Origin of the sequence: Microcoleus sp. M2_D5 (assembly GCF_036701935.1) — a bacterium.
Classification (GTDB): domain Bacteria; phylum Cyanobacteriota; class Cyanobacteriia; order Cyanobacteriales; family Microcoleaceae; genus Microcoleus.
Genome location: NZ_JAUBRP010000001.1, coordinates 162,689 through 187,309, shown reverse-complemented (window position 1 = coordinate 187,309; position 24,621 = coordinate 162,689). Strand labels below are relative to the sequence as shown.

Below are 24,621 nucleotides of genomic sequence, written 5' to 3'. Positions count from 1 at the left end.
TTTGTGGGATGGGCGTCCCGCCCGTCATGAGTGAACGGGCGGGACGCCCATCCCACAATAACAATTATTGTAAGTTATTTAATTCGCGATCCTTAGAACCAAGATGTTTTGGAGTGGTTGAAATTTGAAGGTCGTGGTAAGATGGCAAAATGAATTCAATGGGGTTTTATGTCAAATATAGAATTATTAGACCAACTTCGGCAGTTATCCCCTGCTGAAAAATTTCAAATGATGCAGTTTTTAATGGCTGAATTGGCGAAAGAAGAAATGTTAAAACCATTGGATAATGGCGCGGCTTATCGTTTTTGGTCGCCTTATGACTATGGTGATGCTGCTCAGAAATTAATGAGTTTATTAGAACAAGAAGAAACAAAAGACAATGCGAAATGCTAAACGGTTTCCTTTTATAGAACGAAGAAATCAAGCAGGAGAAACTAATGTTTTTCCCTGTATACCTATAACTTTAAGCTATCGGGATTGTATTTTGGAGGCTTGGGGTTTGTTGGATACGGGATCGAGTCTTAATGTTTTACCGTACCATGTTGGTTTAGCGTTGGGGGCAGTTTGGGAGGAGCAAACGCTTTCAATTCCGTTAGCAGGTAATCTTGCGCCAGTGGAAGCAAGATGTTTAGCTGTTGTGGGACAAATTAGCGATTTTCCACCTGTTCGTTTGGCTTTTGCTTGGGCTAAATCTAACGATCCGCCTATTATTTTAGGCCAGTTAAACTTTTTTATGGAGTTTGATGTCTGTTTTTATCGTTCACAGTTGGCGTTTGAAGTGTGTCCTAAATTTAGGGATAGTTGAGATTATGAATATGATAAAATGGTGGGTGACAGCATAGATATGGGAAAATCTTAATTTTTTTGAGTCGAGATTGACAAGCGAATTTCAAAGGTGGTACCCGCCACGTGATTTATCCGTGGAATCAATCCCAAATCGAAAATCTAAAATCCTCAAGAAAGAGCATTTATCTCGCGCAAGTCAATCTAAAATCTAAAATCTAAAATCGCGCAATCGATTGACACTACGCTCTACCAGTAAACTCCGCTCAGAATGACATAATTACAATGACTTTCCGTTGGCCTAAAATCTCTTCATCCGCCTCAACGCGATACACCCACAACTTAATCAGCTCGCATAACCTCCCTACTCAATAGTTTGTGGATAAGTCCTGTGTTAGCTACGGAGAGTTTTGCCACTCGGCGGTAAGCTTGCGGAAATTGTATTGAGATGCACCGGGGTGACAAGTAACGCAACTGCTGATATTTGCAGGTTGTGACATTTTGACTTTGGGGTGCAGTGCTTTGAAATAGCGAGAACTGGCGACTCGGTAGGCGAGTTCTTCGTCTTTTGCTTGGGGACGGGAAAAAGTTTGCAGGTAGTTCCAGACTAGCAGGCGGGGCGGGTCTACTAGCAGTTTGAGGGTTTGTCCGTAGTGTTGGGAATCTTGCAGCAATCTGCGCCAAGTTTCTGTTGGTAAGACTTGCGGCGGTAAAGCGATGTGACAGGTGGCGCAGTTTTCTAGGTACAGTTGCTGTCCGAGTTGGTAGCGATCGGGAATTCGATCGACCGTACCAGTATCCTCGATCGAAGAAACCTGAGCAAGTCGCGCCGGAGTCCCAGAATAGGCAGTCTGAGCTGCAACCCATCCGCCGCAGGTACAGCAGATAATTATCAACACTAGCAACGTTGAGTAAAGGCCCCGCAAGCCTCCTGGGCGACGTTTGCGGGGTTTTTCCTGTTTCATAATTCTGAATTTATTTTTGGTTAAATCACTGGTATGCTCATGCCTTCGCGGGCCAAGCAGCCATTGGCGAACGCGGCCTGCACGTCTGCTTCGACGCGATCGAGAAAATTGTCGTCGTGACCCGGATCGTGGTGAAACATCACGATTTTTTTGACTCCAGCAGCTTTGGCTATTTCTACTCCTGCTTGCCAAGTCGAGTGTCCCCAGCCGACTTTCGGGGTTTTGAAGTCGTAATACTCTTCGTTGGTGTAGTTGGCGTCGTAAATCAGCACGTCGGCGTTGCGAGCTAGGTGTAACACGTTGTCGTCCAGCCGATCGGGAAAGTGCTCTGTATCGGTGCAGTAGACGGCTGTGTGTCCCTCCCAAGTGACTCGATATCCGATCGCGGTGTTGGGATGGTTCAGCAGTGCCGTTTCTATTTTCACATCGTCGAGTTCGAGAATATCCCCAGGAGTCAAATCGTTGAATTTGAGGTCGGACTGCATGACTTGGATGGGGACGGGAAAATTCGGGTGCACCATTTGGTCGGCAAGACGGTGTTTGATTGTAGTGCCGTTGGGGGCGATCGCACCGTAAATGTGAAAGCAGTTCCCCGGGATAAAGGCGGGAGTAAAGAACGGAAACCCTTGAATGTGATCCCAGTGAGTGTGGCTGAAAAACATATGGGCTTCCACTGGCATTTGCCGCAGCAAGTTTAGACCCAGAACTCGCAGACCGGTACCGCCGTCAAAAATCAGGCGTTTTTTGCCCAAGCGCATTTCTACGCAAGAGGTGTTGCCTCCGTAGCGAATTGTTTTGGTGCCGGGCGTGGCGATGCTGCCCCGCACGCCCCAAAACTGAACGACAAACTCGGTCAAAGGACTATTTTCCATAGTGGCTTTGCCATCGGAAGGCTGTGGATTATTGGGTAGAGAGGGTGCTGAATCTGGCATTTTTTTTAGTTTTGGCGGCAGGAACTTGGGAGTTGAAATCTTAGTTTTTACTTTTTAGTTTTTAGCAATCTGTACTATAATAAAGCCCTCGATCGGGAAACTATTCGAGTGCCTAATACTTGGGCTGTTAGAATTCTCAACCTTACCGGTTCGTGTAGGAGATGTCACGCTTGAGAGATGATTTTTTGCATCATGCAGGCTGCCCGCCGTGTTCTGTGTTCTGAGATTAAGATAGCGCCGATCGCTCTAAGTGTTCAGGTAAAATTTCCTCAAATGTAGAACGCATTCCCCACGGGTATAATTTGCGCTTCATCTTACTCTATGAGTAGTATTTTTTTCAAGATAGGGGGCGGACGCGGTTTTGAGGAATGCTGTTCCTGTGAGTCGGCATTCACGACTGATTTGACATTCTACCCACCTGTTCCTCGACTGCATCCCTAGACGTGCAGCGATTGCCTTAAGTTCGGCTTCCTGAGTTTTTAGTCGGGTTGCAGTCGAGGAGTGCGGGCTAGGGGCTTATTTGCGATCGGCTGCGATGCACTTTTCGACTAAGGGCATTACTCGATCGACATCTTGCCAACCCAGAATTTCCGTGACTTTTTTCTCCAAATTTTTGTAGGTTCTAAAAAATTCGGCTATTTCGTCCAAGCGGTGGGGGGCTACGTCTTTGAGGGACTTATAGTGAGCGTAGCGGGGGTCTTTGTCGGGAACGCACAGCAGTTTTTCGTCCCTGTCGCCTCCGTCGATCATTTCCAGCATTCCGATTGGACGGGCTGCGATTATGCACCCTGGAAATGTGGGCTCATCCATCATGACCATGCCGTCGAGGGGGTCGCCATCATCGGCTAAGGTATTCGGTATGAAGCCGTAGTCGCACGGATATTGGACTGAGGAAGAAAGCACCCGATCGAGAGCAAAAGCTTGCAAGTCTTTATCAAATTCGTACTTGTTTTTGCTACCGGCGGTAATTTCGATGAGGACGTTGAGCAGTCCTGGTTTCGGCTGTGCCGGAATTAGCGATAAGTCCACAACAATATCTCCAAGTTAACAGATGATTGGGATGAGTGCTACTTGCCAAATCCCTTTGATAGCATTTTACGGGCGATCGGGGCCGACGGTTGCATGAGATTGAGAGAAAGCGGGGGAGTGCGTCGCAGGCTGGGAGATGAGACTGGACGGGCGAGACGCCCATCCCACACGAGAGAGAGGGGACGGGCGGGACGCCCATCCCACAGTTTGAGAGGGGGATGCTTTGTTGGGGCGAGGGATATATTTTCAGAGATACCATATAGTCAGTCCACAGTATGTCTAGGTTATTTTAATTTTCAATCCCAAGCACTGGCTAAGTTCTCTCGCTAACCACTCGATTTCTGCTTCGCTTAATTTCTGCTGCACTCCCCGTCTATATTTTTGGTTGCCGGCTTTAACAATCACCTCAGAAAGGTTGGCTCCAATTTTTTCAATTTTTAAATAAGAAATCTCCTGTCTAGCGGCTGGCTCGAAATGATTCCATCTCAACCCCAGTAGATAGCTGGTACAGGAGATTTGCTGGCGATCTATTCTGAGACGCAATTTCCGAAATAGTGCAAACAGAAACATTACTGCTACTGCAACTGATAAACTTCCTGCTGTCATCACAAGAATTAGCATACTTATGTCTGAATTAGTGAGTGGGTTATTATAATCAAAATTACCCCATAATATGGCAGTTGCATGAACCGCAGTAGAAAACAGAGCTATTAAACCAAAACCAACTCCTGGCGGCGGAAATATAATTTCGATAAACTCCGAATTTTTTGTCAATTCAATATCGCTGCCTAGCGGCTGCAAGGCTATAGAATTTTTGTCGATATAACTGGGATTTTTGAGACATCGCAATGCTTCCTCAGCCGAAGATAACCGTTTGGATAAACTCGGTTCCGTCATCCACTCCAGCCAATCAACTAAATTAGGATTGAGATGCGTGATGCGATCGCAAAATAGAATTTTCAAATCCTGCTGTGACAGTTCGGTGGGATGCAAACCTGTTACCAAATAAATCAAAGTTGCACCTAAACCGTAGAGGTCAGAAGCTGGAACCGATCGTCCGCCAAATTGTTCTGGTGCCATATATCCGTATGTTCCCACTACTGTAATTGTACCGCCAAATTTGGCCGCTTGGTTCTGCACCGAACCGAAATCAACTAAATAAACTTGTCCGAGCGAGTGACCCGATCTGCTGTGCAGTAAGATATTGCTGGGCTTAATGTCGCGGTGAATGACAGGCGGATTTTGCTCGTGCAAATAACTAAGAATTTCTAACAGCGATTTTGCTAATTCTTTAACCTCATTTTCGCTAAGATTACGTCCTGCTCTCAAATGCTCTTCCAAAGTTTTTCCCTCTACATAAGTCTGTACCAGGGCAAATCCTTTAGTGCCTGGTTCGTCAATTTCCAGGTAGTCGAGGTAGCGAGGAATTGATGCGTGAGAAAGTGCTTTTAAAGTTTCTGCTTCCCGTTCAAATAGCTTGAGGTCTTGCCATTCAAAATCGCTGCCGAGGAATAGCTGTTTGATGACAACTAATTCTTGACTTTGCAAGTCACGAGCCAACAGCGTTTGACGACCAGTTTGTTTTCCCAATTGCTGCTGCACTTCGTAGCGTTCTGCTAATATTTTGCTGGTCATATTTTTTACCTTAATTTTAACTTGAGGTTTCATCGGGGCCGAGAAACCGGGTTTTTTACGAAAAGACGCGTTGCAAACCCTAGACTCGCCAAAAACCCGGTTTCTTTGGTCGGTGCGTAAATCCTATCCATCGGGGCCGAGAAACCGGGTTTTTTACGAAAAGACGCGTTGCAAACCCTAGACTCGCCAAAAACCCGGTTTCTTTGGTCGGTGCGTAAATCCTATCCATCGGGGCCGAGAAACCGGGTTTTTACGAAAAGACGCGTTGCAAACCCTGGATTCGCCAAAAACCCAGTTTCTTTGGTCGGTGCGTAAATCCTATCTAAATTTTTGATTACAGTCCACTTTCTTTTTGATACCACCGGGCAATAGACTTGCTAGTTGTCCCCATTGACAGTCCTGCAATTAGCGACGGTGCAAGCACCAAGATAAGATAACTACTGGAATCTTCTGCCTCTACCCCACCCAAAAGCACCCGCCGAAAGAAGACGATACTTGTCGAGGTACAGAGGACGATACTAATTACAGTTAAAACCTGTCGGTGAAGTTTGGGATTAGTTAGGGGAAAAAACCACAAGCGGGTCACAATTCCTGCGATTATTCCGTTCACCAACCCCAGCAGCAAGCCGAGAAAAATACCGATCAATCCTCCGCCAATTGTCGCCAGTACCGGAAAAATAAAGGTGCTGTAAATTGCTGCACAAGCTCCTACACCTAGAGTTCCCATCCAAGTGCTTCGCCCGATCGCATTCAAGAACAAGCTAGAGGTATTCACGGTTTTTCCCTGTCTCAATGTCTGGGAATATTTATTTATTTGCTGCGGTTTTTCTAGAACTTCTTTTGCTATTTGAACTGAGGCGGGACGGCGCTCTAAACTGGGATGCGTCATCCACTTCAGCCAATTGGTAAAACCGGGACTTAATTTGGTGAATTGCTCGAATTCAATCTGCAAATCTTGCTGGGGCAAGTCGGCTGGATGCTGCTTGGTAATTAAGGCGATTAATGTTGCTCCCAAACCGTACAAGTCGGAAGCGGGAACCGCCCTCCCGCCAAATTGTTCGGGCGGCATATAGCCATACGTGCCGACGACGGTGACTGTTTTTCCCTGTTGGGTTGCTAGGGTTTGAACTGCACCGAAATCGACAAGGTAGACTTCGCCGACGCTGTTGCCCGATCGATTCTTGAGTAAAATATTGCTGGGTTTAATGTCGCGGTGAATCACCGGGGGCTGTCGCTGGTGCAGGTATGCGAGGATGTCTAATAATGCTGCTGCTAATTGTTTGACTTCGCTTTCGCTGAAGGTGCGCCCGTCTGAAAGATATTCTTGTAGGGATTTTGCTGCGATGTAAGTCTGAACCAGGGCGAATCCTTTGCGGTTGGGCGTGTCGATTTCAAAGGAGTCTAAATATCGGGGAATTGCGACATGGGATAGGGATTTTAAGGTTTCGACTTCTCGCTGGAACAGTTTTAAGTCTTCCCAGTTAAAGTCGCTGCTGAATGACAGGAGTTTGACTACTACTTGCTGTTGGGTTTTTAAGTCGCGGGCGAGTAAGGTTTGCCTTCCTGCTTGCTCGCCGAGCCGCCGATCGCACTGATAGCGATCGGCTAATATTTCTTGTGACAAATCGCCGATGTTTTGTCCGCTCATGTTCTCTTGCCCTAGAACCGATTAAACCTAGTGTAGTTGACAAAAGTGCAATAATCGGAAATGTTTGGGCTAGGGCAAAAAAATTTTATGTCAAATAGCAACCGCCTTTAAAAGCCAGCTTTCTCGCACAATCAAGAAGCGCCTGAGTTAAGCTTGAATTTAATTTTGGATTTGCTTGTAAAGTGACTGCACTACGTCGAGCAGGCTCAAGACTTGCTGCCATTCGGGGGCATCGGGGTTGTAGCTTTTGGCGCGCTGAGTTTTCAAACTGTGGTGCAAGAGGGAAAGCAGCGCGTCTGGAGACTGTAAGGAATTCTCCTCTTCATCTGCTGGGGTTTGGGCTGCATTTTCTTCGATATCTTCTTTAATTTTTTGTGCTCGATCAGCGAGGGCTAAAGATCTGCCTGCCAGGTTTTCCGGCATTTTGGGCTGTTCGGACAAAGATGCGCTGGTTAGTTCTACCAATAGTTGGCAGACTCGATCGACCCATTCGCGATCGTTTACTGAAAAGGAACCGGATTTGAACACTTGCCCGTCAGGTCTTTGCTGAATGGTTTGTACCTTCTGGATCAGAGGGATAGCCTTAACAGTGATGTTTTCCGGGATTCTGGGGATATCTGACAGGGAGCTGCGAGCAATCTCCAGCAATAGTTGGTAAACCTGATCTACCCACTCAACATCTCCCGATTGCGAATTCCAATTATTCATAACTGACGCTAGTGGTTTTCTATATATAAGACTAGAACATTGACTATCTGCCAAGGGAGCTCTTTTTAGGAGCAGCTAACGCTATTAAGACTTACGTAGGCGGGGCGATCAACCCGGTTTTCGATCTGATGTTTCGTCGCCTTTCTCCAAGATTTTTCTCAGAAACCGGGTAACGCTGCAGCCAGTCATAACTATTTTTAAGCGCTTCAAATAATAGAAGTGCTAAGTTTGTTGCCGTAGGTAGTGCGAACGAAACACCTAGGGCGAAACCCGCGCATCTCGCTTGCAAATTCAAATCCGGCTATATAACCATAATACCTGTTGGAGCTTATTTACAATTACCTCAATAGGATATTCAGGTTAATTGGTGGTGGGATGGGAGGCGCACCCCCGATCGCGATCGCCCCCGCCCCGAACCCTGACGCCACCGCCAGCATTTGCTGTGGGCTACTGCTATTTTTCTGTGAGATTCCACACACCATCCCAGTTGAGTACGTCTGAAAATCCATGTTGAAATAACATACAGCGATCGACGTGCAATTTAGCTGCCTTGTTTTTCGGGTCAACTTTCAGAACGGCGTCAAATTCGCCTTCAGCGTCTTTAAAGGCTTGCTTGGCTTTCGGTTCTAAGGCTTTCTTAAACTCGCTCAGCAGTTTTTTCACCCGATCGAGCCCCAGGTTTTCAAATTCCTCATCTAACATTTCTGCAACTGTCTCCGAGGCCCGACTTTTAATTTTCGCCTGCAATAGCTGCCTGATCTCTGCTGGTTTCAGCCGCTTGATTTGGGGATTTGATGGTTCTAAGATGTCTGCTTCCAACAGCTTTTTGACTTCGCCTTCTTGCAAGTATTTAATCTCGTCTGCTGATAGCGGCTTGATTTTTGCTTGCAGCAGCATTTTGGCTTCGTCTTCCGAGAGGTTTTTGATTCCTTCCAATTTCAGCAGTTGGATTTCTGGCTGCAACAGTACGATGAGTTTGTCTGCTTCCGACAGGTTTTTCGGGTCGTACTCTGACAGCTTTTTCAGTTGATATAATAGGTTCTTGAGTTCGTGTTCCAACTGTTGCTCTAAATTGTAGGACAGCTTCTTAATCTCTGCCTCCGGCATTTCGGCGACATCCTTTAAGATGTTTTTCACCTCTGTTTCTGAGAGTCTTTGGGTAACTGGAGTTTTGTAATGTTCGCGCCCCTTTGTGTAATGTTCTATAATTTGTTGCTGTGTTTCGGTTAGTGACTTGCCCACTGGCGAGTATCCCTCGCGGATGCCGACGAGTTCGTAAACGATTACCGGTTCGCTTTTGCCTTTGACAGTAATAAAGTCTAGTTCTCGCACGTACAGCCGATCGGCATAATCTCTGTAAGTATTGTCGCTGACGATCAAGTCGGTGCCGTACTGCTTGCTAGCGCCTTCTAAGCGAGAGGCGAGGTTAACGCCGTCTCCGATCGAAGTCAATTCCATGCGTTTGCTACTACCGATGTTGCCGCTGACAACTTCATCGGAATGTACGCCCATACCAATGCCGATCGGCAATTCCCCATGTGCCATACGCTCTTGATTGAACTCGGCCAGTTTTTCCCGCATTTTCACTGCCGTTTGCATAGCGCACCAAGCATGATCCTCTAGGGGCGCTGGAGAGCCAAAAACTGCCATCAAAGCGTCCCCGATGTATTTGTCGAGAGTCCCACCGTACTCGAATACGACATCTACCATCACTTCAAAATATTTATTCAGCATCACTACCACTTCTTCGGCTTGCAATTTTTCCGTAAGTGTGGTATAGCTGCGAATGTCTGAGAACAGCACCGAAACGTTTTTGCGCTTACCGCCCAATCCAGTATCCCCTGAAGCTAACAAAGCTTCGGCTACTTCTGGAGTCATGTAACGGTACATCAAGCTTTTGATTTGCTTGGCGCTGCTAATATCTTCCATGACGACTAACGCGCCGTTGACCTTGTTGGGGTCGGTAGCGTCAGTCATCGAATTAATCGAGAGATTGATACTCTGCCCCTCTCCTTCCAAGGTCAGCAAAACTTGATCTGGGTAATACTGTTGGCGGTCCTTATCGTCTTCGGGAGACAAAGACGCATCAAACCATTTGGCAAAATCGCCTTTTTCTAACTTAATTAACTCGCGTAAAGATTGACCTTCGGCTAATTCTGCATCGCTAACACCCAGTAAGTTTTTGGCACTGGGATTTGTCGCTACTATATTGCCTTTTTTATCTGTAGAAATCACGCCGTTAGTCAAGGCGTGCAGCATATCTTTTTGTCTTTGTTCTTGCTGTTTGACTTCGGCAAACAGTTTGGCGTTTTGCAGTGCGACTCCTGCTTGGATGTTAAACGCCTTCATAAATTCCATGTCGTTGCGATTGAAACTCGCTTTCCACTGTTCCGGGGCGTGAGGCCAATCTTGGGGGTTGTAGGGGGGGAATTCTCCTTGTCTTTTTTTATTAACTAATTGGGTGACGCCAATCAATTTTTTGTCCGAGTTAAATACTGGCATACAAAGCATACTGCAAGTGCGGTAGCCCGACTTTTGATCGACTTCTTTGGAAGTGGCGGCGCGGGGGTCGTCGTACACGTCAAAGGGAATCAGCAGCGGTTCGCTAGATTGGGCGACGATGCCTGCAAAACCGGCGGTTCTGGGTATGCGAATTTCTTTAAGGTTGCCGCCCATCGGGATTTTCGTCCACAGTTCGTCTTTTTCTTCGTCGATCAGCCACAGGGTGCTGCGATCGGCGTTCATGAGTTCTTGGGCCTGATCCATCACCCTTTTTAGGGTATCTTCTAAGTCTAAACTGCTCTGAGAAAGAGCGTTGACGGCATTCATCAGCGCCGTTGCTGCTCGTTGTCTCTGAGTTGCTGCGTAGAAAGATTTGGAAGATTCTAGAATTAGACGAATTGAGGGAGCAAATTCTTTAAAAACTTGTTCGTCTTCTTGAGTAAATCCGTGCCTGTCTATTTGTTCGTCTAAAGTTGGGTATTTTTCGTGGTTTGGTCTTAGTTTATTAATCAGTTGAACAACTGCTACTAACTCTTTTGTATCTTCATTAATCAGGGGCATTGCCAGCATTGTATAAGTGCGGTAGCCCGTTTTTTCATCAGTTTTTTTGGCGTTAGCCGATCGTTCGTCGTCGTAAAAATCGTAAGGGATATTAACCACTTTTTGGAACGTGGCTACTTCTCCTGCAATGCCCACATGGGCGGGAACTCTGATTTCTAGGTTTTTGCCATTTTCGTCTTTAGCGACGATCGCCCAGAGTTCATTTTTTTCGTCGTCTAATAAAAATATCGTGCTGCGATCGGCATTCAGCAATTCCCCTGTTTTGAGGGTAATCGACTGCAACATCTCGTTGAGGATGGCATCAAATCCCTCGCTCTCCAGGATATTGTCGAGCATTCCCAGGGTTTGATTGACAACCTTAAGTTTGTCTTCTACTTCTTTAACTACTACTGTGAAACTTTGCTTATTTAGAAGGTCGAGAATGCCGGAGAGGTTTCCTTGGCGCGGGATAATTGCACTGCTCCTAATTTCCGGGGGAGAATAATGTTCCTGATGATGATTTTCACCGCCGACAACAGCGACATCAATCACGTTGTCCAGAGAAGAGTAATTGGTGGAAGATGCAGATTTCATAGACCTTTACAGAAGCTTAAGTGTAAGGGTTAGTCTCTAAGCCAAGAGAGCGGGGAAGTTGATTAGTGAGTCACCTGTCGCACAAGACTCAAGTATGTGTGAAAGTATTTCCCAGTTTACAGAACTCCGGCCACAAGGCAATGGCAATTCAGTTGGCCTTGCTGCCCAAGGGAGGGTGGGCGAGTAACGAGGCGGTGGGAGTGCTGCAATCTTTTTACAGAATGCGAATCTTGTTTAAAAGGTTTATTAACTGATTTTGACATTGTGCGTGCCTGGTTTAACTATGTTCTGCCGAGCTTTGAGCCGATCGCCCCCAGTAACATGAATGCGTACTGGCGGGAGGACTGCTGAAAAAGGGGTAGCCTTGTAGGACTAGCCGCAATTGTGACACTACCAGTTGCTAGTGATGTGTGCCCTTCTCTACACAATTGTGGTTTCTAACTAGAATTTCTCTCTATTTGGCTGCTCTTAGCTTTCATCCCACTAAATTCACGGGGTTTTCAGCTTTTTTTGTAAAATTTGCAGTTGATATTTTTAGTGTAACCTCCGAGTCTGAAAAAACTCCGCCTTTTAACCCCCCGATCGGACTCTTAAGCCGATCGGGGTTGGGCCGACTGAGTTTGGCGCAATCCGGCGGCTTCGACAAGCAGGGATTCGGCGAAGGCGATGGCTTCTGTTGCTGAGCGGCCGCTGGCGAGTTGGGCGAGTTCTTCCCGCCGCTGCTCGCTGTTGAGGGCGGCAACTCTGACTACTGTACGTTCGACTGGTTCGGAGTTGGCTGCGGGTTCCTCGATACTTGGTTCTGCTTCGATCGTCTGTTTGTTGACGCGAAAATGAAAATCAGCCATCGCAGCGATCAGCGGCTGGTGGGTGACGCAGAGAACTTGGTGTTTGTCGGACAGTTGGTAGAGTTTTTTGGCGATCGCCCCGGCGACTCTCCCGGAGACTCCAGCGTCGATTTCGTCAAAAATCAGCGTACCGGCACTTTCTATTTGGGAAAAACAGGCTTTGATGGCGAGGAGAAAGCGGCTCATTTCTCCCCCGGAGGCGATCGCGCCCAGAGGTTGCAAAGGTTCGCCCGGATTCGGGCTGAAACAAAAGGCGATTTGGTCTGCACCCGTAGCGGTTGGGGTACAAGGCGAGATTTCGACTTGAAATTGCACTTTTTCCATTGCTAACGGCTTAAGTTCTCCTACGAGGTGCGTTTCTAGTTTCAGGGCTGCTTCGCGCCGCAGGGTGGTGAGGTGGCTGCAAGCGTCTTTTAATTGCTGTAGGGCGGCCTCATATGCGAGTTCTAAGGCCTCCATTGACTCGCCTCCTTCTAAAAGTTCGTTTAGTTCGTTTTGGATGCTTTGGTAGTAGGCGATCGCTTCTTTGAGCGGCCCGTATTTGCGACAAATTTGTTTGAGCTCGCGAATCCGATCTTCTACTTCTTCGAGTCTTTCGGGATCTGCTTCTAATTGTTCGCCGTAGCTGCTAATTTGTCGGCTGGCTTCTGTGGCTTGAGCTAAAGCATCGCTGACCATTTCTAGGATTGGTTGCAACTGCACATCGTAAACCGCCATGTCGCTTAAAATTCCTTCGGCTTTGCTCAACAAGTCGGCGGCTGATGCGCTGTCGCCCTCGTTTTGGTACAGGGCTTGGTGGACTTGGTAACTCTGCTGCTGCAATTCGACGACGTGGCCCAGCCGGATTGATTCGTGTTCTAGGTGTTCGAGTTCGTCGGCGTCTTCGATATGGGCTTCGCCGAGTTCTCGGACTTGGTATTCTAACAAATCAAGTCTTTGCAGTCGCTGCTGTTCCGACTGACGCCTGCGTTTGAGGGCGGTTTTGGCGCTGTTGGCTGCCAGCCACGCGGAGGCGACGCTCGATCGCGCTTCAGTGAGCTTTTTGCCGCCGTATAAATCGAGCCATTCTCGCTGGAGGGTTTCTTGTCCGAGGTGGACGGTTTGGCCTTGGGCGGTAATTTCGACCAGCCGATCGCGCAGTTGGTCGATTAACTGGCGGTTGACGAGAATTCCGTTCAAGCGCGATCTGGTACGCAGAGCACCGCTAGATGCGTTAATTTCCCGGCTGCAAACGGCTAAATTTCCGTCTATGGGTTCGATTTCTTGCTCGCCCAGCCACAAAGCTGCGGCTTTGTCCAACTCAAAGGTAGCTTCCAATATTGCCCGCGTTGCTCCGGTGCGAATCGATCGGCGATCGACTTTCCCGCCCAACACAGCATCGATCGCATCTAGGATAATCGATTTACCAGCGCCGGTTTCCCCTGTAAATACGTTCAAACTCGGGCCAAATTCTAGATCCAGGCAGTCAATTAAGGCAAAGTTTTCTATTTTGAGGGATATTAACATGGGGAATTGGTAATTGGTAATTGGTAATGCGTAATTGAAATTAGTAATTTGTAATGTGTAATTGTAATTGAAATTAGTAATTGGTAATTGGAGGCACAGCCGGGAAAATAATTGCTCCCCAATAACAAATAATAACTGTCAACTGTCAACTGACCGAAAGTAATTAGATCCGGGCACCCGGATTCATCCGTGGAGGGAGAAAAAAAGCTCCGAATCATCTTGTGTTCGCCCCCGGATTCATCCGTGGGGTCAATTCTAAAATCTAAAATCTAAAATCTAAAATCTAAAATCGATTGACTTCTGCTATAGTTTCAACCACCCAAATAAATCTCCTACCGTCAGCCGCAATTCTGCTGCCCAATCTGGAACGGGCAACAATTCTTCGGGTTTTGCTAAAAGTTCCGGTTGCTTTCCAGGGGGATAAATTAAGATCGATCGCACCATCGGATCGATCAGCCAACCCATTTTAGTGCCGTTTTTCAGACAGTGTAAAATATTCCCCGTCACTTTTGTTTGACTCTGGCCGGGAGACATAATTTCAATTGTCCAATCTGGGTAAGTTTCAAATACATTAGCAACATCCCCATTTTCATCAACTGGTATTCTGTTCCAAGTAAATACTGTGACATCTGGCACAATTGATCTGCCGCCAAAAGTACACCGCAATTCAGGAAAAGCTAAGGCAATTTTCTGATTTTTAACGGCGACATTAATGGCTGCGACTAATTCACCTTGAAGCCGGCTGTGTTTTCCTTGTGGCATAGGTTTTTGGATGATTTGACCGTTGATATATTCGCTAGCTGGTTCGGTTTCTGGCAGTTTTAGAAACTCGGACAAAGTTAGTTTTTTTGTTTGTGTTTGTACCATTTTCTACTCCTTCTATTCGATAAAACCCAAGTGTTTTCTAGCAGCAACCGTTACCATTCTGCCCCGATTTGTCCGCTGCAAAAATCCGATTTGCATTAAGTACGGTTCGTATACATCCTCAATGGTTTGAGTATCTTCTCCTGTAGAAGCTGCGAGGGTTTCTAAGCCCACTGGGCCGCCGTTAAAGTTCTCAATCATTGCTGTCAAAATGCGCCGATCTGTCCAATCCAAACCTAGCGGATCGACGTTGAATAATTCGAGGGCGAGTGAGGCAACTTCGGCATCAATTGGCTTTAAATTTTTGACTTCGCTGTAGTCTCTAACTCGCCGCAGCAAGCGGTTAGCGATCCGGGGGGTTCCGCGCGCTCGGCGGGCAATTTCTGTGGCTCCTTCTGGGGTGATTTGAGTGTCGAGAACTTGGGCGGTTCTTTGGACAATTAGACTAAGTTCGTCTATTTCGTAGTAGCGTAATCTTTGGATCAAGCCGAAGCGATCGCGCAATGGAGATGTCAGCGAGCCGACTTTTGTGGTTGCTCCTACTAAGGTAAATGGTTTGAGGGGAATGCTGCGGATTTTTGCGGTTTTTCCTTGCCCGATCGTAATATCTAACCGACAGTCTTCCATCGCCGGATAGAGGATTTCTTCTGTAACTTTAGATAAGCGGTGAATTTCGTCGATAAACAGCACGTCGCCTGCTTTGAGGTTGATCAGCAATCCGACAATATCTCGCGGTTTTTCTAGCGCTGGGGCGGTGGTGATTTTGCATTCCACTTCCATTTCTGCTGCTAAAATTAGCGACATTGTGGTTTTTCCCAACCCTGGAGGCCCGTAGAGTAACAGGTGATCCATAGGTTCGCCGCGAGATTTGGCTGCTGCAATTGCGATCGCCAAAACTTCTCTTAAGTCTTTTTGCCCGATGTATTCAGCTAGCCGCTGAGGTCGGATTTTGTCGTCTTGTTTGCTGTTGATTTCGTCGGGTAGTTCTTGCGATTCTAGCAAAGATTCCGCCTGGGGTTTGGCGGCTTTTTTGCGACGGGCTGGGGCTATGTCTTCGGGTAGATTTGGGTCGGGGGGCTGTTGTTTGGAGGAGATAATAGCCATATTTATTTGCGATCGGGCAGCGGGAAGTGTTTACAATTGTTAGCAGAATCTTTAAAATTATTGAGTTCGTTATGAGTATTCCATCTTCTTTATTAGCATCGGAAAGCATAACTTTTGAGGGGGCGATCGAGCTGACTCAATCTTTACTGTCGTTCATGGAGGCCGATTCCCTACGGGATAGCTACGCTTCACGACTTTTACAAGCCGACATCCAGCAAGCTGTGGCTTCTCTGGTGAAAACACAGAACGGTGCTAGGGGGTTTTTTGTCACCTATCTAACGGACGATCGACCGGAGGCAGATAACCCGTCACCCGGAGTAGTCGAGGCGCTGCGATCGGCTCCTGAGATCGTAGCAGAACTGCTGGTGAAAAATTTGGCGATGTCGGCGGCAATGGTTGTACATCATTCGCGCCAGCAAAAGGAGGAAATGGCGGCCGATTCTGCTAGAGTGCAGGAGCGATCGCGCAATTTAATTCAAATGCTGCAAATGGCAGCCTGTCAAACTATAGCGTCGCAAATGCTAGAAAGTTTGCACAGTGCCAACGGCGAGTATGAAAAATTTTTCCGGCGGTGGGGCTACGACGACGAGCAAAAACGGGCGATCGGTTCGGCAGTGCGGGGTGCGATCGGCTAAAATAACCTGCTCCCAAGGAAGGGGAAAGAAGAAAGAAGGAAGGGCGTTGCTTAATCAGGGTATGAAAAAAATAACTTTAAAATCCAAAAGCTTTGTGGATACAGGTTTCTATGAGGGGCATATTTAACGTTTCATACCGTAAATCAGCAACGCCCGATGACTTTCAAGCTGCACGCTTCGGCCGTACAGGCGGTGGAGCGCATTCAGAACCATTACACTGCTAGCCGCGCCACAATACGCAGCACGCTTTGGGGTTTCAATGTGGGCGCTAAGCGGTTGAAAATCCTGTTGGCTCTTGCTCTGGCGAGCGTAGCTATGGTCTTTATCAGAAACACCATTGACAGAGTGTAATGTACCTGCCATCATCGCTGGCTGTCTCATTTGTCAGATTTCCTTGCTTCTCGACACCGGCAAGTAAATAGATTCCTAGCTCCTAGTTGTAGAGCCAATAATTTAGTCCTCACATATAAACCTATATTCTTCCCTATTGAGAAAATGCTCATCTAAAAAATTCTTCATTTTACGTTTGCCGTCTGCAATATTTTGAGAGCAAATCGCTACAGAAGCGTAGGGAAGAGGGCTAGCCATCTATAAGAGGCATTATAATATTTATTAATTATTTCACGAAAAATAAACAAATTCAGTGAATTTGAGATAATCGGGTAAAACTTCTCAGTGTATAGGAATAACTATCTTCTCTTTTGTTTCTCTGGAAAACCTGGAAATTACTTAGGAATGAAAAATCAATAACTTGCACAATTAAACCCCAGAAGCTTTGATCCCAGCTAAACTATTGCTCTATTCGTCACCCTATTTATTTTTCATTCCTTAACTTCTTGTGGAAAAGGGGATAGGCTGTGTACGTGAATTCTCTATTGACAACTATCCCCTATTCTCGTAAAGTCATTCAGGTCAGATATAGAGAATGAGCCACCTCTATTTTTAGTTGTGAATTCTTTAACTTCTTTTGGCGCTGAGTTACAGAATTTCCAGGTGTGCCGCGAATAATTCCCCGACACTTAGGCGACCCGCACTGACACTGAAATTCTGGAAAATCTTCATTCTCGATTGTTGCGTAGTCTACGCTTAACTCTTCTCCTGCTGCAATATCCCTGAGCGCGTATATATTGAGTCCTCGGTAGCCTATATTGGGTTCGCAAGAGTGGTTTTGCGGTGTCCAGTTGGCTGGGTTTTCGTCCCAAAATATAAAGACTTCTTCACTCAAAGGAACAGCATACTGCCGAAACTCTTCTTGCTCTGATGTACTCCAGTGGGATTGGACATAATCACGGGTAACAATCCTTTTTGGATACTCTTCTCCCTGGAAGATAATTTCCCCAGCCTTTAAATCAGTCACTGCATAAATACCATAGCCAGAAATAGAACTCCCGCGTACCTTAAATTTCTTATCACGGCGCTTGTATCTGTCAATTCCTTCCGCAATAATATATTTGAGAAATTTTGTTTGTCCATTATCGGAAAACTTTAAAATGTAGTCAGCCGATGCTTCTTCACCTTCTTCAAAAAAAATTGAAGGATTAAAGTTAATTTCAAGAAAGAAAATTTCTTTTTGTTCATTAACTCTAAAATCCAGACGAGCATAGCCAACACCGTTAAATGTCAAGAAAATATTCTTGGCAGCCTCTCTCAAGCGAAGGTCAAGTTCTGAGTCAGAACAGGGAATGTTACTGTCGGGGTGATGTTGTCGCACCTTTAGATCGTAGGTTTTAAATTGTTCTCCTTCCGGAAAGACAAACTCTAGGGATTGATAAGTTATCGGAGAACGACGATCTTCAGGATTAGCAGCCACAAGGACTGTAAACTCTCGCCCAGGTATATACTCATCGATCAGAACTTGACCAAAGTTGGCTATGAGTTCAGCCACTTTGCTCTGTAATGCCTCTTTTGTTGTTACATAAGATTGATGATCAATTCCCAAACTGTCTGATGAGGCTGCTGGTTTAACAAATAGGGGGAATTGCAAGTTTTGACAAGCCCTCTCAACATCAGCTAACGTTTCAGCTTTCACAAATGCTGGTGTGCGTACTCCTGCACTGTAAGCAACAAACTTCATTAACTCCTTGCCAGGATCGTAGAGGTCGAAAGTCGGACCCGTGTAAGGCAAATTAAGTTGCTCCAAGGCAACGATTACATCAATAGAGGGAACATCCCAGTCCAAACATCCCGTACAGAGGTTGACAAAAATATCGTAACCTTGCTTCTTTAAATCTTTTAGCTGACGATAGGTTGTGGCTTTGTTCAGAAATACATGGTCTACCTGGTCTTCTGGTAATAGATGAGAGAGGTTACGAGGCGGTTCGTAGTTTTTGTAGTCTAATGTAAATCTCGATTGAGAATAGTCAGGTTGTAGAACGCAAATTTTCATGTTGATTTCCTAGAGTGTCAGTTTCGTACAATGAGTTCGTAAAAGATTGGATTAGTTTTGAGTTATTGCGATCGCCTCTTGGATTTTTAAGTGCCATCATCTCAGAGAGGGGCAATCGCCTTTTAGATAGAGGAAGTGCAAGAAGATAGTGAGGTTCAAACCCCTGCGCGATATACCTATCCCCTTATCTTAATGCCATTAGCCTCTAAACCACCGATTGTAGGAGCACGATATACCGTGTCCCTACAATTGGCGTCTGTGTGTAAGTCCTGACTACGATACTATCTGAATACTTGTTTCGTAGATACTGCCTTCATCCTCATTTTTGAGGACTTTGGTTTGCAGTAATTCATTCCACAATTTGGCTGTAATAGAACTCAAATTGCTTGAAGTCATTTTCCGCATCCTGCTCATAATTGTTGCGTTTATTGGCTGCATGCCATGCGGCATAAAAACACATATTTTTGAGATTCTCAGCGAATTTGTCAGTAACCTCTTTAGAGTTTTTCAGAGATTCAAAGTGTTGCTCAAATTGTTTTAAATCATTTTCAGCATCATTTTGAACTCCTGCACGTGTGTTTGCTGTATACCATGCAGCGTTCCATGCTCCCCACAGGATATCATCTAGTGCATTTTGGCTTAACTTAAGCTCCAGAGCAGCTACGGCTTTACTCATATCTCCGGAGTGTTTTTTGAAGCCTACATCATTCGTTCCAGCATCCCCTTTATATTTGTCCCCTGCACGAGTGTTTGCCGCATACCATGCAGCATTCCATGCCATCCACTTGATCTCTTCAGCCACTTTAATTGGTAACTTGTTGATGGGAGTGGGAGTAGAAAGGATTTCCTCGCATTTCTTCTTCAGTTCCTCGTCTAGAAAATCGGTAATCGGCTTAAGGTCTTCATACCCGACTATCTGCCACTTATCGAGTGTTAATGAGCTTATCCATTGTGTGCCATTATTAATTAGTGCTTCGTCTCCCCCTTTTAACGTCATTGAGTATTTGCTGGCTGTCTGAGCGCTACTCTGTGAAGTTTGCTCTTGGTTCTCGCTTTTGTAAGCGCCGCTTGCACTTGGAGTAAATTTTAACAGATTCAACTCCGCTTTAAAACCTGCTCCAAATTCTTTAGCCTTAGCAGTTTTATCCTCCTGCCCCGAAAATGTTTCCGTATTTTCGGCTATGATTTTACCGCCGATGATATACGTGGTTGCAACAAAGTAGCCGTATTCTTGAAATACTTTCCTTAAGTCGGCAACGTTTTTAGCGCGTTCAACGCTCTGCTTAAACTTCTCTGTTACCTGTATACTCTCCTCTTTTAGAATCACTTTAGTCTTCTGTACGATGCGCTGTGCCACCATAAACAAGTGGGTTTCTTTGCTCTGCGAAAGGGATTCTGAGCTAGTTGCGTAACTAGCACTTAAACCAAACGTTGCGCTCAACCACGGAATAGGGATTCCAACAGAAGCACTGACACTCTTAGAGAGCTTCTTATAAGCTTGTTTTTCCCATTCTGTGTAATAAGCCTCATTTTGGTCACTGATTTGAACTTCGTTTTCCACATCATTTTCTGATATGGCTTTACTTAGTTCAACCCCTGGTCGATTAACAGGCTCCAGCCCTTGTGAAGTGACCTTCAAAGCTTTAGGAAATTTCAAACTATCAAGCAGTGGTTTTAAATTATCCCACTTTTGTACGAAATAAACTCCCGTGTCCTTAGTTGTATGGCTTCCTTGATCATTGATCAGACTTGCCTTAGTTACTTCCTTCTTCCAGGTTGGCTGTTCTTTTGGGTTAAGCTTCGCCTCAGATAAATTCTGGCTTTCTAGAGCAGTTTTGGCTGTTTCCTTAGCCTCTTTGGCTGCCGCCTTTTGCTCTTCGACTGTCGTTTTGTTATCGTCAGAATGTTGCTGCGGGCTGACTACTACCTCTATCCCATCGTCCTTTTTAAAGGTTGAAAGTTTATATTCAGATTCGTCCTCTGGATCGATCTCAGAGCCGTTCTTGAGGAAGAAGAAGTTACTACCTACGGCTTCCCACTTTGTGGCCGTGATTTTATTTCTGAGATTCACAAGCATTAACTCTTCACTTTCGACTTTAAAGAGTCTTGATTTACCGTTTTCAACTGAAACTTTGACTTCGATAGACATGACGTACTCTTCTCACTACAGTCAAGATTTTGAACTAGGGCAAAATTTGATTTTTGCTTTTCGTATCTACTCCTTAATGACGATTTACAGAAGCAATTTCTGAATTGTTTGAACTAGAAACTTTTTTCTTGGCTTGATGCACCTCATAAAACAATGAGAAGAAACTCTAAAGGAGAGATTACGTCCCTCCTCTCCAAATTCTACTAACTGCGACGCTTCCCTTCGTCTTAAGCTCAACGGAAAAGCGATCACTTTCCAAAAATAAAAGTGATCGCCTATTGTTCCTCAAGCTATACTAATGGTGATTGCCCTTCATCTCCATCTTAACCAAATACCGATCATGGCGTTTCCTCCCATTTGTACTTCACTTGTCCTGCGCTTGGCATATCGTCTTGGGCACACAGAATTTTAACACTGTTCCATGTCTGCGGTAGAGCGTTTGTCCAGGCTGGGAATCGAGGGATTTGTACCATTTCTTGAAAGTGTGTTTCAGTCTGACTGTATTTGCAGACTACGTCCGTATTTCCTGTCACATTTGTCAGTTTTCTGTGACATTCACTGTCTCCCAAGTCTAGGGTAATCCCTGTTTCTCTTATTGTTAGGATTCTCTCGGGCAATTTTTTTCTCCTTGTTCGCAATGACGGTAAATATTTTTGTCTACTTACCTGTCGTACTCATTTTTTCGTATGTCGGGCTTGGTTTGTTTGTATTTCTATCTTGCTTGCTTCCTCGATTACTAACACCAATTTTTGTATTTGTACTTCCTCCACTTCCTGTAACTTGTTTGCTTTCGTGAGGTTTGTTTGCTGTCGGTGAATTTGTTTGGTTCGCTAACGCAGGAGCCTGATTCAAAGACCCTACAAATGTGAAAGTCATACAAAATACGATTACCGTCATTACAAATGCCTGAAGAATTCTTTTCATTTTTGACTCCAATATTTTGGGATTTAGATTATTTACACTTTTAAGACGCTTCCAAATAGAAATTACTGAATTTTTAGATTTACTTATATCTTGCATCATACCATTTTCAATAACCGTAGATTACCCGCTGCTAGCCAAGCTTTTTAAGCGATGAAAGCTGCTTATGAGCAGTGGGTCGGCTAGACAAAATCTTGTTGACAATGGTGCAAGATAAAAGATTGGAAATAGGGGTAATTGCTCACTGCAAGAAGCAAGGCTTATTAAGAATAAATATCCAAGAGGGGTTTAAATTCCCAATTACTTTGTATTTACAGATCAATATATGAACCGACTCTAAGCTGTCGCGCATTTAAATTGCATATTAGAGGCGGGCGGGACGCCCACCCCACAAGAGTTTGATTGTTTTTAGAGATACAATTTAAATGCAGAACAGCTTAGTACAGCTAAATAGGGAAAACAATACAAAGGAGGACAGCGAGATGATCGCACAAATTCTCCCGCAACTTTCCCCACCATTAGCTGTTGTTGCCTCCTCTGCACCGCCAGACAGGAATTCCCCCAACAACCAGTTTCTTCATCAAATTGTGCCAACGCCAAAATCCGTGCAAGCTGCCTTCCACCCAGCACCGCCTCAACGTACCGACAACCATCTTTCCTTACTTCTAATTTCCTATCATTAGTCGCCGTAACCATCACCGACTCAGAGTGCTGCACATCACGCGCTATCTCGATCGCTTCCTCACCCCCAACACTCTCCACTTCCTCCACCGCAACGGATAACGTCACCGTCTCGCCCACAATCGCTTCAACTCCCTCATTCCCCTGGGACATTTCCCCTATTGCCGACTCCGTTGCAGTCGGTGGGACAAATTTATCCCTATCCGTCGCCTCCTCCCCAATAAAATATCCCCTCAACTCCTCTTGCAAAATCTTCCGCGCCTGCGAAATACGCTTGCAGACATTCTGGTAGGAAATCTCTTGCCGTTGGGCAATTTCTGGATAAGACAAGTCCTCATAAAAATGTAGGATAAACGTCTCGCGCAACCGAGGAGGTAAATTGCCAATCGCACGACGAATCACCATCCTTTTTTCGCCAGTCTCCAAAGCAATTTCTGGGGTATCCTCACTCCGTAGCAGTCCTTGCTCCTCATTAGATGCGTAACCTTCTATATCCTCAACTCGATTCGCCCCCCGACTGCGTTCACGATAAATGTCCACGCACAGATTGCGAGTCAGCGTCGTCAGCCATGCCTTAAAATTATTAATTTTCCCCGGCGCGTACTTTTGCACCTTTTCCCAAGCCTTGAGCATCGCCCGACTCAAGGCATCTTCAGCATCAGTCGGGTTCCCCCCCATCCACTTAATGCAGCAACGGTGAAGATAATCTTGATACTGCTGCCATTGCTGCCAAAACCCTTTCTCTAAATCTTCTGAACTTCCCCGCAGGGACGACACACTAACTGTTTGAGTATCTGACATAAATCAATAACTGGTAGCGAACACAATTAAGGCGAAATAAGACAATAAACGACTGGCGTGGCACAGCTAAAATAGTGCAATAAATTATCAGTTTACTTCTGACTTAATCAAGGTTTTTCTAATGCAACATTTAAAGCGTGTCACGCCATTACCGTGCTTTAGTATCGAGATTCTAGTGCGTACTCAGGGTTAGCAAGCTTTCTTATCCCTCAAGCTCATCTTCTTCCAAAGGTTCAGTAAAGCCGTATTCTTCCAGTTGACCGTCCCGCCGCACATCGCAAGTTACGCAGTGAAATGACCCGCCGAAGGTATAAACGTGACGGAAATCAACCGGAATTACTTTAAATCCCAAATCTTTGAGGAGTTTCTGCATGGGTTCCTCCTGCTTTTCCACAAAGATTGTTTCGGGATCTAAGCTCAAAATATTCATGCACACCCAACTGCTACACATATACATCGGCCAGTTGTCGGGAAGGGTGGAGGGAGCCGCATCCACTAATTCCCAGCCAGCTTTCTTAAAAAGCTCGGTTTGAATGCAACGTCTTGCGGGGTTCACTAATGCTAATCCCGGTCGAAGTGGTACGAGTGAGGCATCAATGTGCATGGGATTGAGGTCTGGGAATTTGACCACATGAACCCGGAATTGGTCGCCTAGATGCCGTTTGAGCCAGGTAATTCCTATTTCGTTAGTGACGTGACTGCGCTGCACAAATAAATCTCGCCCAAAGCGTACAATATCAGCAGCATCAAAACTGGGTTCAAGTTCTCCCGTCACAAATTGCCCTTTTTCGGTGAGAGCATACCGTCGATCGATGGGTTTTGTGGCGTACTCAAGATCGTAAAATTCGTCTGACATGGAAGGTTTAGGTGCTGGTGTCCACTTTGCCCCCCGTCGCAGGTACTCGACCATTAAGGAACGGTAAGCACGGTATTCAAAAAAGCGCGATCGCCAAGCCATCGGTGCTTCAATAATTTCATTGCCAACGACGATCAGCACATCGCGGGGCATCGTGGCATAGAAACCGGAAGCTTCAAAATCTGGGGTTTTGTAGGTCTGGGAAAAGTCGATGCGATCGGGTCGTCGAACAGTGACCCCTTCAGCTTCTAAAACCTGACAAAACTCGTTCAGTTCTTTAGAGGCAGCTTCCACAAGTTCTTGGGGGAAGGGTTGACCGCCATACTTTTGGAAAAACCACAAGTTTTGGGGGGATGTATTTGTCAGGAGGGCAGGCTCTAACTTCGGAACTACCGCGCCCTCTACGCAACCCACAATGACTTCTTTGAGAGGGTCCCATTCGTTGTAGCTGTTAACGACTGGAAGTTGCCGTTCAGATACTATGTTAGGGATTTGTTTCAACTGCAACACTTTTTTTACTCCTGTAATAAAGTT

Annotated in this window: 20 protein-coding genes; 3 read left to right on the top strand and 17 right to left on the bottom strand. The window is 45.7% G+C overall.

Going from position 1 to position 24,621, the window contains the following annotated elements; translation table 11 throughout:
• The first annotated feature begins 168 nt into the window (after nt 1-168).
• Nucleotides 169-393 carry a hypothetical protein gene (locus QUA50_RS00760; RefSeq protein WP_333258769.1) on the top strand — a complete coding sequence of 75 codons (225 nt, stop codon included), beginning with the start codon at nt 169-171 and terminating at the stop codon, nt 391-393.
• Entirely contained in the window at nt 380-805 is a 426-nt protein-coding gene (locus QUA50_RS00755; RefSeq protein WP_333258771.1) for a hypothetical protein, read from the top strand. Before QUA50_RS00760 ends, QUA50_RS00755 begins: the two co-directional genes overlap by 14 nt.
• A gap of 376 nt (nt 806-1,181) precedes the next feature.
• Here the strand turns inward: QUA50_RS00755 and QUA50_RS00750 are convergent, their stop codons facing one another.
• The 10 genes from QUA50_RS00750 to ruvB form a co-directional block, all read right to left on the bottom strand.
• Complete coding sequence (locus QUA50_RS00750) at nt 1,182-1,748, bottom strand: diheme cytochrome C (RefSeq protein WP_333258773.1); 567 nt, start codon at nt 1,746-1,748, stop codon at nt 1,182-1,184.
• A 20-nt stretch (nt 1,749-1,768) separates the two neighbouring features.
• Entirely contained in the window at nt 1,769-2,680 is a 912-nt protein-coding gene (locus tag QUA50_RS00745) for an MBL fold metallo-hydrolase (protein WP_333258775.1), read from the bottom strand.
• A 516-nt stretch (nt 2,681-3,196) separates the two neighbouring features.
• Nucleotides 3,197-3,709 (bottom strand): inorganic diphosphatase, encoded by a 513-nt coding sequence (locus QUA50_RS00740; RefSeq protein ID WP_333258777.1) that lies wholly within the window; start codon nt 3,707-3,709, stop codon nt 3,197-3,199.
• A 279-nt stretch (nt 3,710-3,988) separates the two neighbouring features.
• Nucleotides 3,989-5,344, bottom strand: a complete 1,356-nt coding sequence (locus QUA50_RS00735; protein ID WP_333258779.1) for a serine/threonine-protein kinase — start codon at nt 5,342-5,344, stop codon at nt 3,989-3,991.
• Nucleotides 5,345-5,678: 334 nt separating this feature from the next.
• Nucleotides 5,679-6,992, bottom strand: coding sequence for a serine/threonine-protein kinase (locus tag QUA50_RS00730; RefSeq protein ID WP_333258781.1), 1,314 nt, complete (start codon nt 6,990-6,992; stop codon nt 5,679-5,681).
• Between the two features lie 159 nt (nt 6,993-7,151).
• A complete protein-coding gene (locus tag QUA50_RS00725; protein WP_333258783.1) occupies nt 7,152-7,700 on the bottom strand; it encodes an inorganic pyrophosphatase in 549 nt (182 codons plus the stop codon).
• 453 nt (nt 7,701-8,153) lie between these two features.
• Nucleotides 8,154-11,336 (bottom strand): GAF domain-containing protein, encoded by a 3,183-nt coding sequence (locus QUA50_RS00720; protein WP_333258785.1) that lies wholly within the window; start codon nt 11,334-11,336, stop codon nt 8,154-8,156.
• A 590-nt stretch (nt 11,337-11,926) separates the two neighbouring features.
• Complete coding sequence (gene recN, locus QUA50_RS00715) at nt 11,927-13,690, bottom strand: DNA repair protein RecN (protein WP_333258787.1); 1,764 nt, start codon at nt 13,688-13,690, stop codon at nt 11,927-11,929.
• Nucleotides 13,691-13,993: 303 nt separating this feature from the next.
• Nucleotides 13,994-14,557, bottom strand: coding sequence for a Uma2 family endonuclease (locus QUA50_RS00710; protein WP_333258789.1), 564 nt, complete (start codon nt 14,555-14,557; stop codon nt 13,994-13,996).
• A gap of 12 nt (nt 14,558-14,569) precedes the next feature.
• Nucleotides 14,570-15,658 carry a Holliday junction branch migration DNA helicase RuvB gene (gene ruvB / locus QUA50_RS00705; RefSeq protein WP_333154818.1) on the bottom strand — a complete coding sequence of 363 codons (1,089 nt, stop codon included), beginning with the start codon at nt 15,656-15,658 and terminating at the stop codon, nt 14,570-14,572.
• 71 nt (nt 15,659-15,729) lie between these two features.
• Here ruvB and QUA50_RS00700 point away from each other — a divergent pair, with 71 nt between their 5' ends.
• Complete coding sequence (locus tag QUA50_RS00700; RefSeq protein ID WP_333258792.1) at nt 15,730-16,293, top strand: hypothetical protein; 564 nt, start codon at nt 15,730-15,732, stop codon at nt 16,291-16,293.
• A 123-nt stretch (nt 16,294-16,416) separates the two neighbouring features.
• On the opposite strand, the gene QUA50_RS00695 is transcribed toward QUA50_RS00700, so the two are convergent.
• The 7 genes from QUA50_RS00695 to QUA50_RS00665 all read right to left on the bottom strand — a co-directional run bounded on the left by QUA50_RS00695 (nt 16,417) and on the right by QUA50_RS00665 (nt 24,597).
• Nucleotides 16,417-16,656 (bottom strand): phytochelatin synthase family protein, encoded by a 240-nt coding sequence (locus QUA50_RS00695; protein ID WP_333299433.1) that lies wholly within the window; start codon nt 16,654-16,656, stop codon nt 16,417-16,419.
• A 544-nt stretch (nt 16,657-17,200) separates the two neighbouring features.
• Nucleotides 17,201-18,679: an SET domain-containing protein-lysine N-methyltransferase gene (locus tag QUA50_RS00690; protein WP_333258796.1), complete on the bottom strand. Its 1,479-nt coding sequence runs from the start codon at nt 18,677-18,679 to the stop codon at nt 17,201-17,203.
• Between the two features lie 349 nt (nt 18,680-19,028).
• Complete coding sequence (locus QUA50_RS00685) at nt 19,029-20,828, bottom strand: MAC/perforin domain-containing protein (RefSeq protein ID WP_333258799.1); 1,800 nt, start codon at nt 20,826-20,828, stop codon at nt 19,029-19,031.
• Nucleotides 20,829-21,166: 338 nt separating this feature from the next.
• Nucleotides 21,167-21,445, bottom strand: a complete 279-nt coding sequence (locus tag QUA50_RS00680) for a hypothetical protein (protein WP_333298438.1) — start codon at nt 21,443-21,445, stop codon at nt 21,167-21,169.
• Between the two features lie 40 nt (nt 21,446-21,485).
• Complete coding sequence (locus tag QUA50_RS00675; RefSeq protein ID WP_333258800.1) at nt 21,486-21,851, bottom strand: hypothetical protein; 366 nt, start codon at nt 21,849-21,851, stop codon at nt 21,486-21,488.
• Between the two features lie 306 nt (nt 21,852-22,157).
• Nucleotides 22,158-23,231, bottom strand: a complete 1,074-nt coding sequence (locus QUA50_RS00670) for a sigma-70 family RNA polymerase sigma factor (RefSeq protein WP_333258802.1) — start codon at nt 23,229-23,231, stop codon at nt 22,158-22,160.
• Nucleotides 23,232-23,433: 202 nt separating this feature from the next.
• Nucleotides 23,434-24,597, bottom strand: a complete 1,164-nt coding sequence (locus QUA50_RS00665) for a NarL family transcriptional regulator (protein WP_333258804.1) — start codon at nt 24,595-24,597, stop codon at nt 23,434-23,436.
• Between the last annotated feature and the right edge of the window lie 24 nt (nt 24,598-24,621).

Coding starts and splice junctions, on each gene's coding strand:
- QUA50_RS00760 (WP_333258769.1), top strand. CDS start 169: ATGTCAAATATAGAATTATTAGACCAACTTCGGCAGTTATCCCCTGCT.
- QUA50_RS00755 (WP_333258771.1), top strand. CDS start 380: ATGCGAAATGCTAAACGGTTTCCTTTTATAGAACGAAGAAATCAAGCA.
- QUA50_RS00750 (WP_333258773.1), bottom strand. CDS start 1,748: ATGAAACAGGAAAAACCCCGCAAACGTCGCCCAGGAGGCTTGCGGGGC.
- QUA50_RS00745 (WP_333258775.1), bottom strand. CDS start 2,680: ATGCCAGATTCAGCACCCTCTCTACCCAATAATCCACAGCCTTCCGAT.
- QUA50_RS00735 (WP_333258779.1), bottom strand. CDS start 5,344: ATGACCAGCAAAATATTAGCAGAACGCTACGAAGTGCAGCAGCAATTG.
- QUA50_RS00730 (WP_333258781.1), bottom strand. CDS start 6,992: ATGAGCGGACAAAACATCGGCGATTTGTCACAAGAAATATTAGCCGAT.
- QUA50_RS00725 (WP_333258783.1), bottom strand. CDS start 7,700: ATGAATAATTGGAATTCGCAATCGGGAGATGTTGAGTGGGTAGATCAG.
- QUA50_RS00720 (WP_333258785.1), bottom strand. CDS start 11,336: ATGAAATCTGCATCTTCCACCAATTACTCTTCTCTGGACAACGTGATT.
- recN (WP_333258787.1), bottom strand. CDS start 13,690: ATGTTAATATCCCTCAAAATAGAAAACTTTGCCTTAATTGACTGCCTG.
- QUA50_RS00710 (WP_333258789.1), bottom strand. CDS start 14,557: ATGGTACAAACACAAACAAAAAAACTAACTTTGTCCGAGTTTCTAAAA.
- ruvB (WP_333154818.1), bottom strand. CDS start 15,658: ATGGCTATTATCTCCTCCAAACAACAGCCCCCCGACCCAAATCTACCC.
- QUA50_RS00700 (WP_333258792.1), top strand. CDS start 15,730: ATGAGTATTCCATCTTCTTTATTAGCATCGGAAAGCATAACTTTTGAG.
- QUA50_RS00695 (WP_333299433.1), bottom strand. CDS start 16,656: ATGGCAGGTACATTACACTCTGTCAATGGTGTTTCTGATAAAGACCAT.
- QUA50_RS00690 (WP_333258796.1), bottom strand. CDS start 18,679: ATGAAAATTTGCGTTCTACAACCTGACTATTCTCAATCGAGATTTACA.
- QUA50_RS00685 (WP_333258799.1), bottom strand. CDS start 20,828: ATGTCTATCGAAGTCAAAGTTTCAGTTGAAAACGGTAAATCAAGACTC.
- QUA50_RS00675 (WP_333258800.1), bottom strand. CDS start 21,851: ATGATGCAAGATATAAGTAAATCTAAAAATTCAGTAATTTCTATTTGG.
- QUA50_RS00670 (WP_333258802.1), bottom strand. CDS start 23,231: ATGTCAGATACTCAAACAGTTAGTGTGTCGTCCCTGCGGGGAAGTTCA.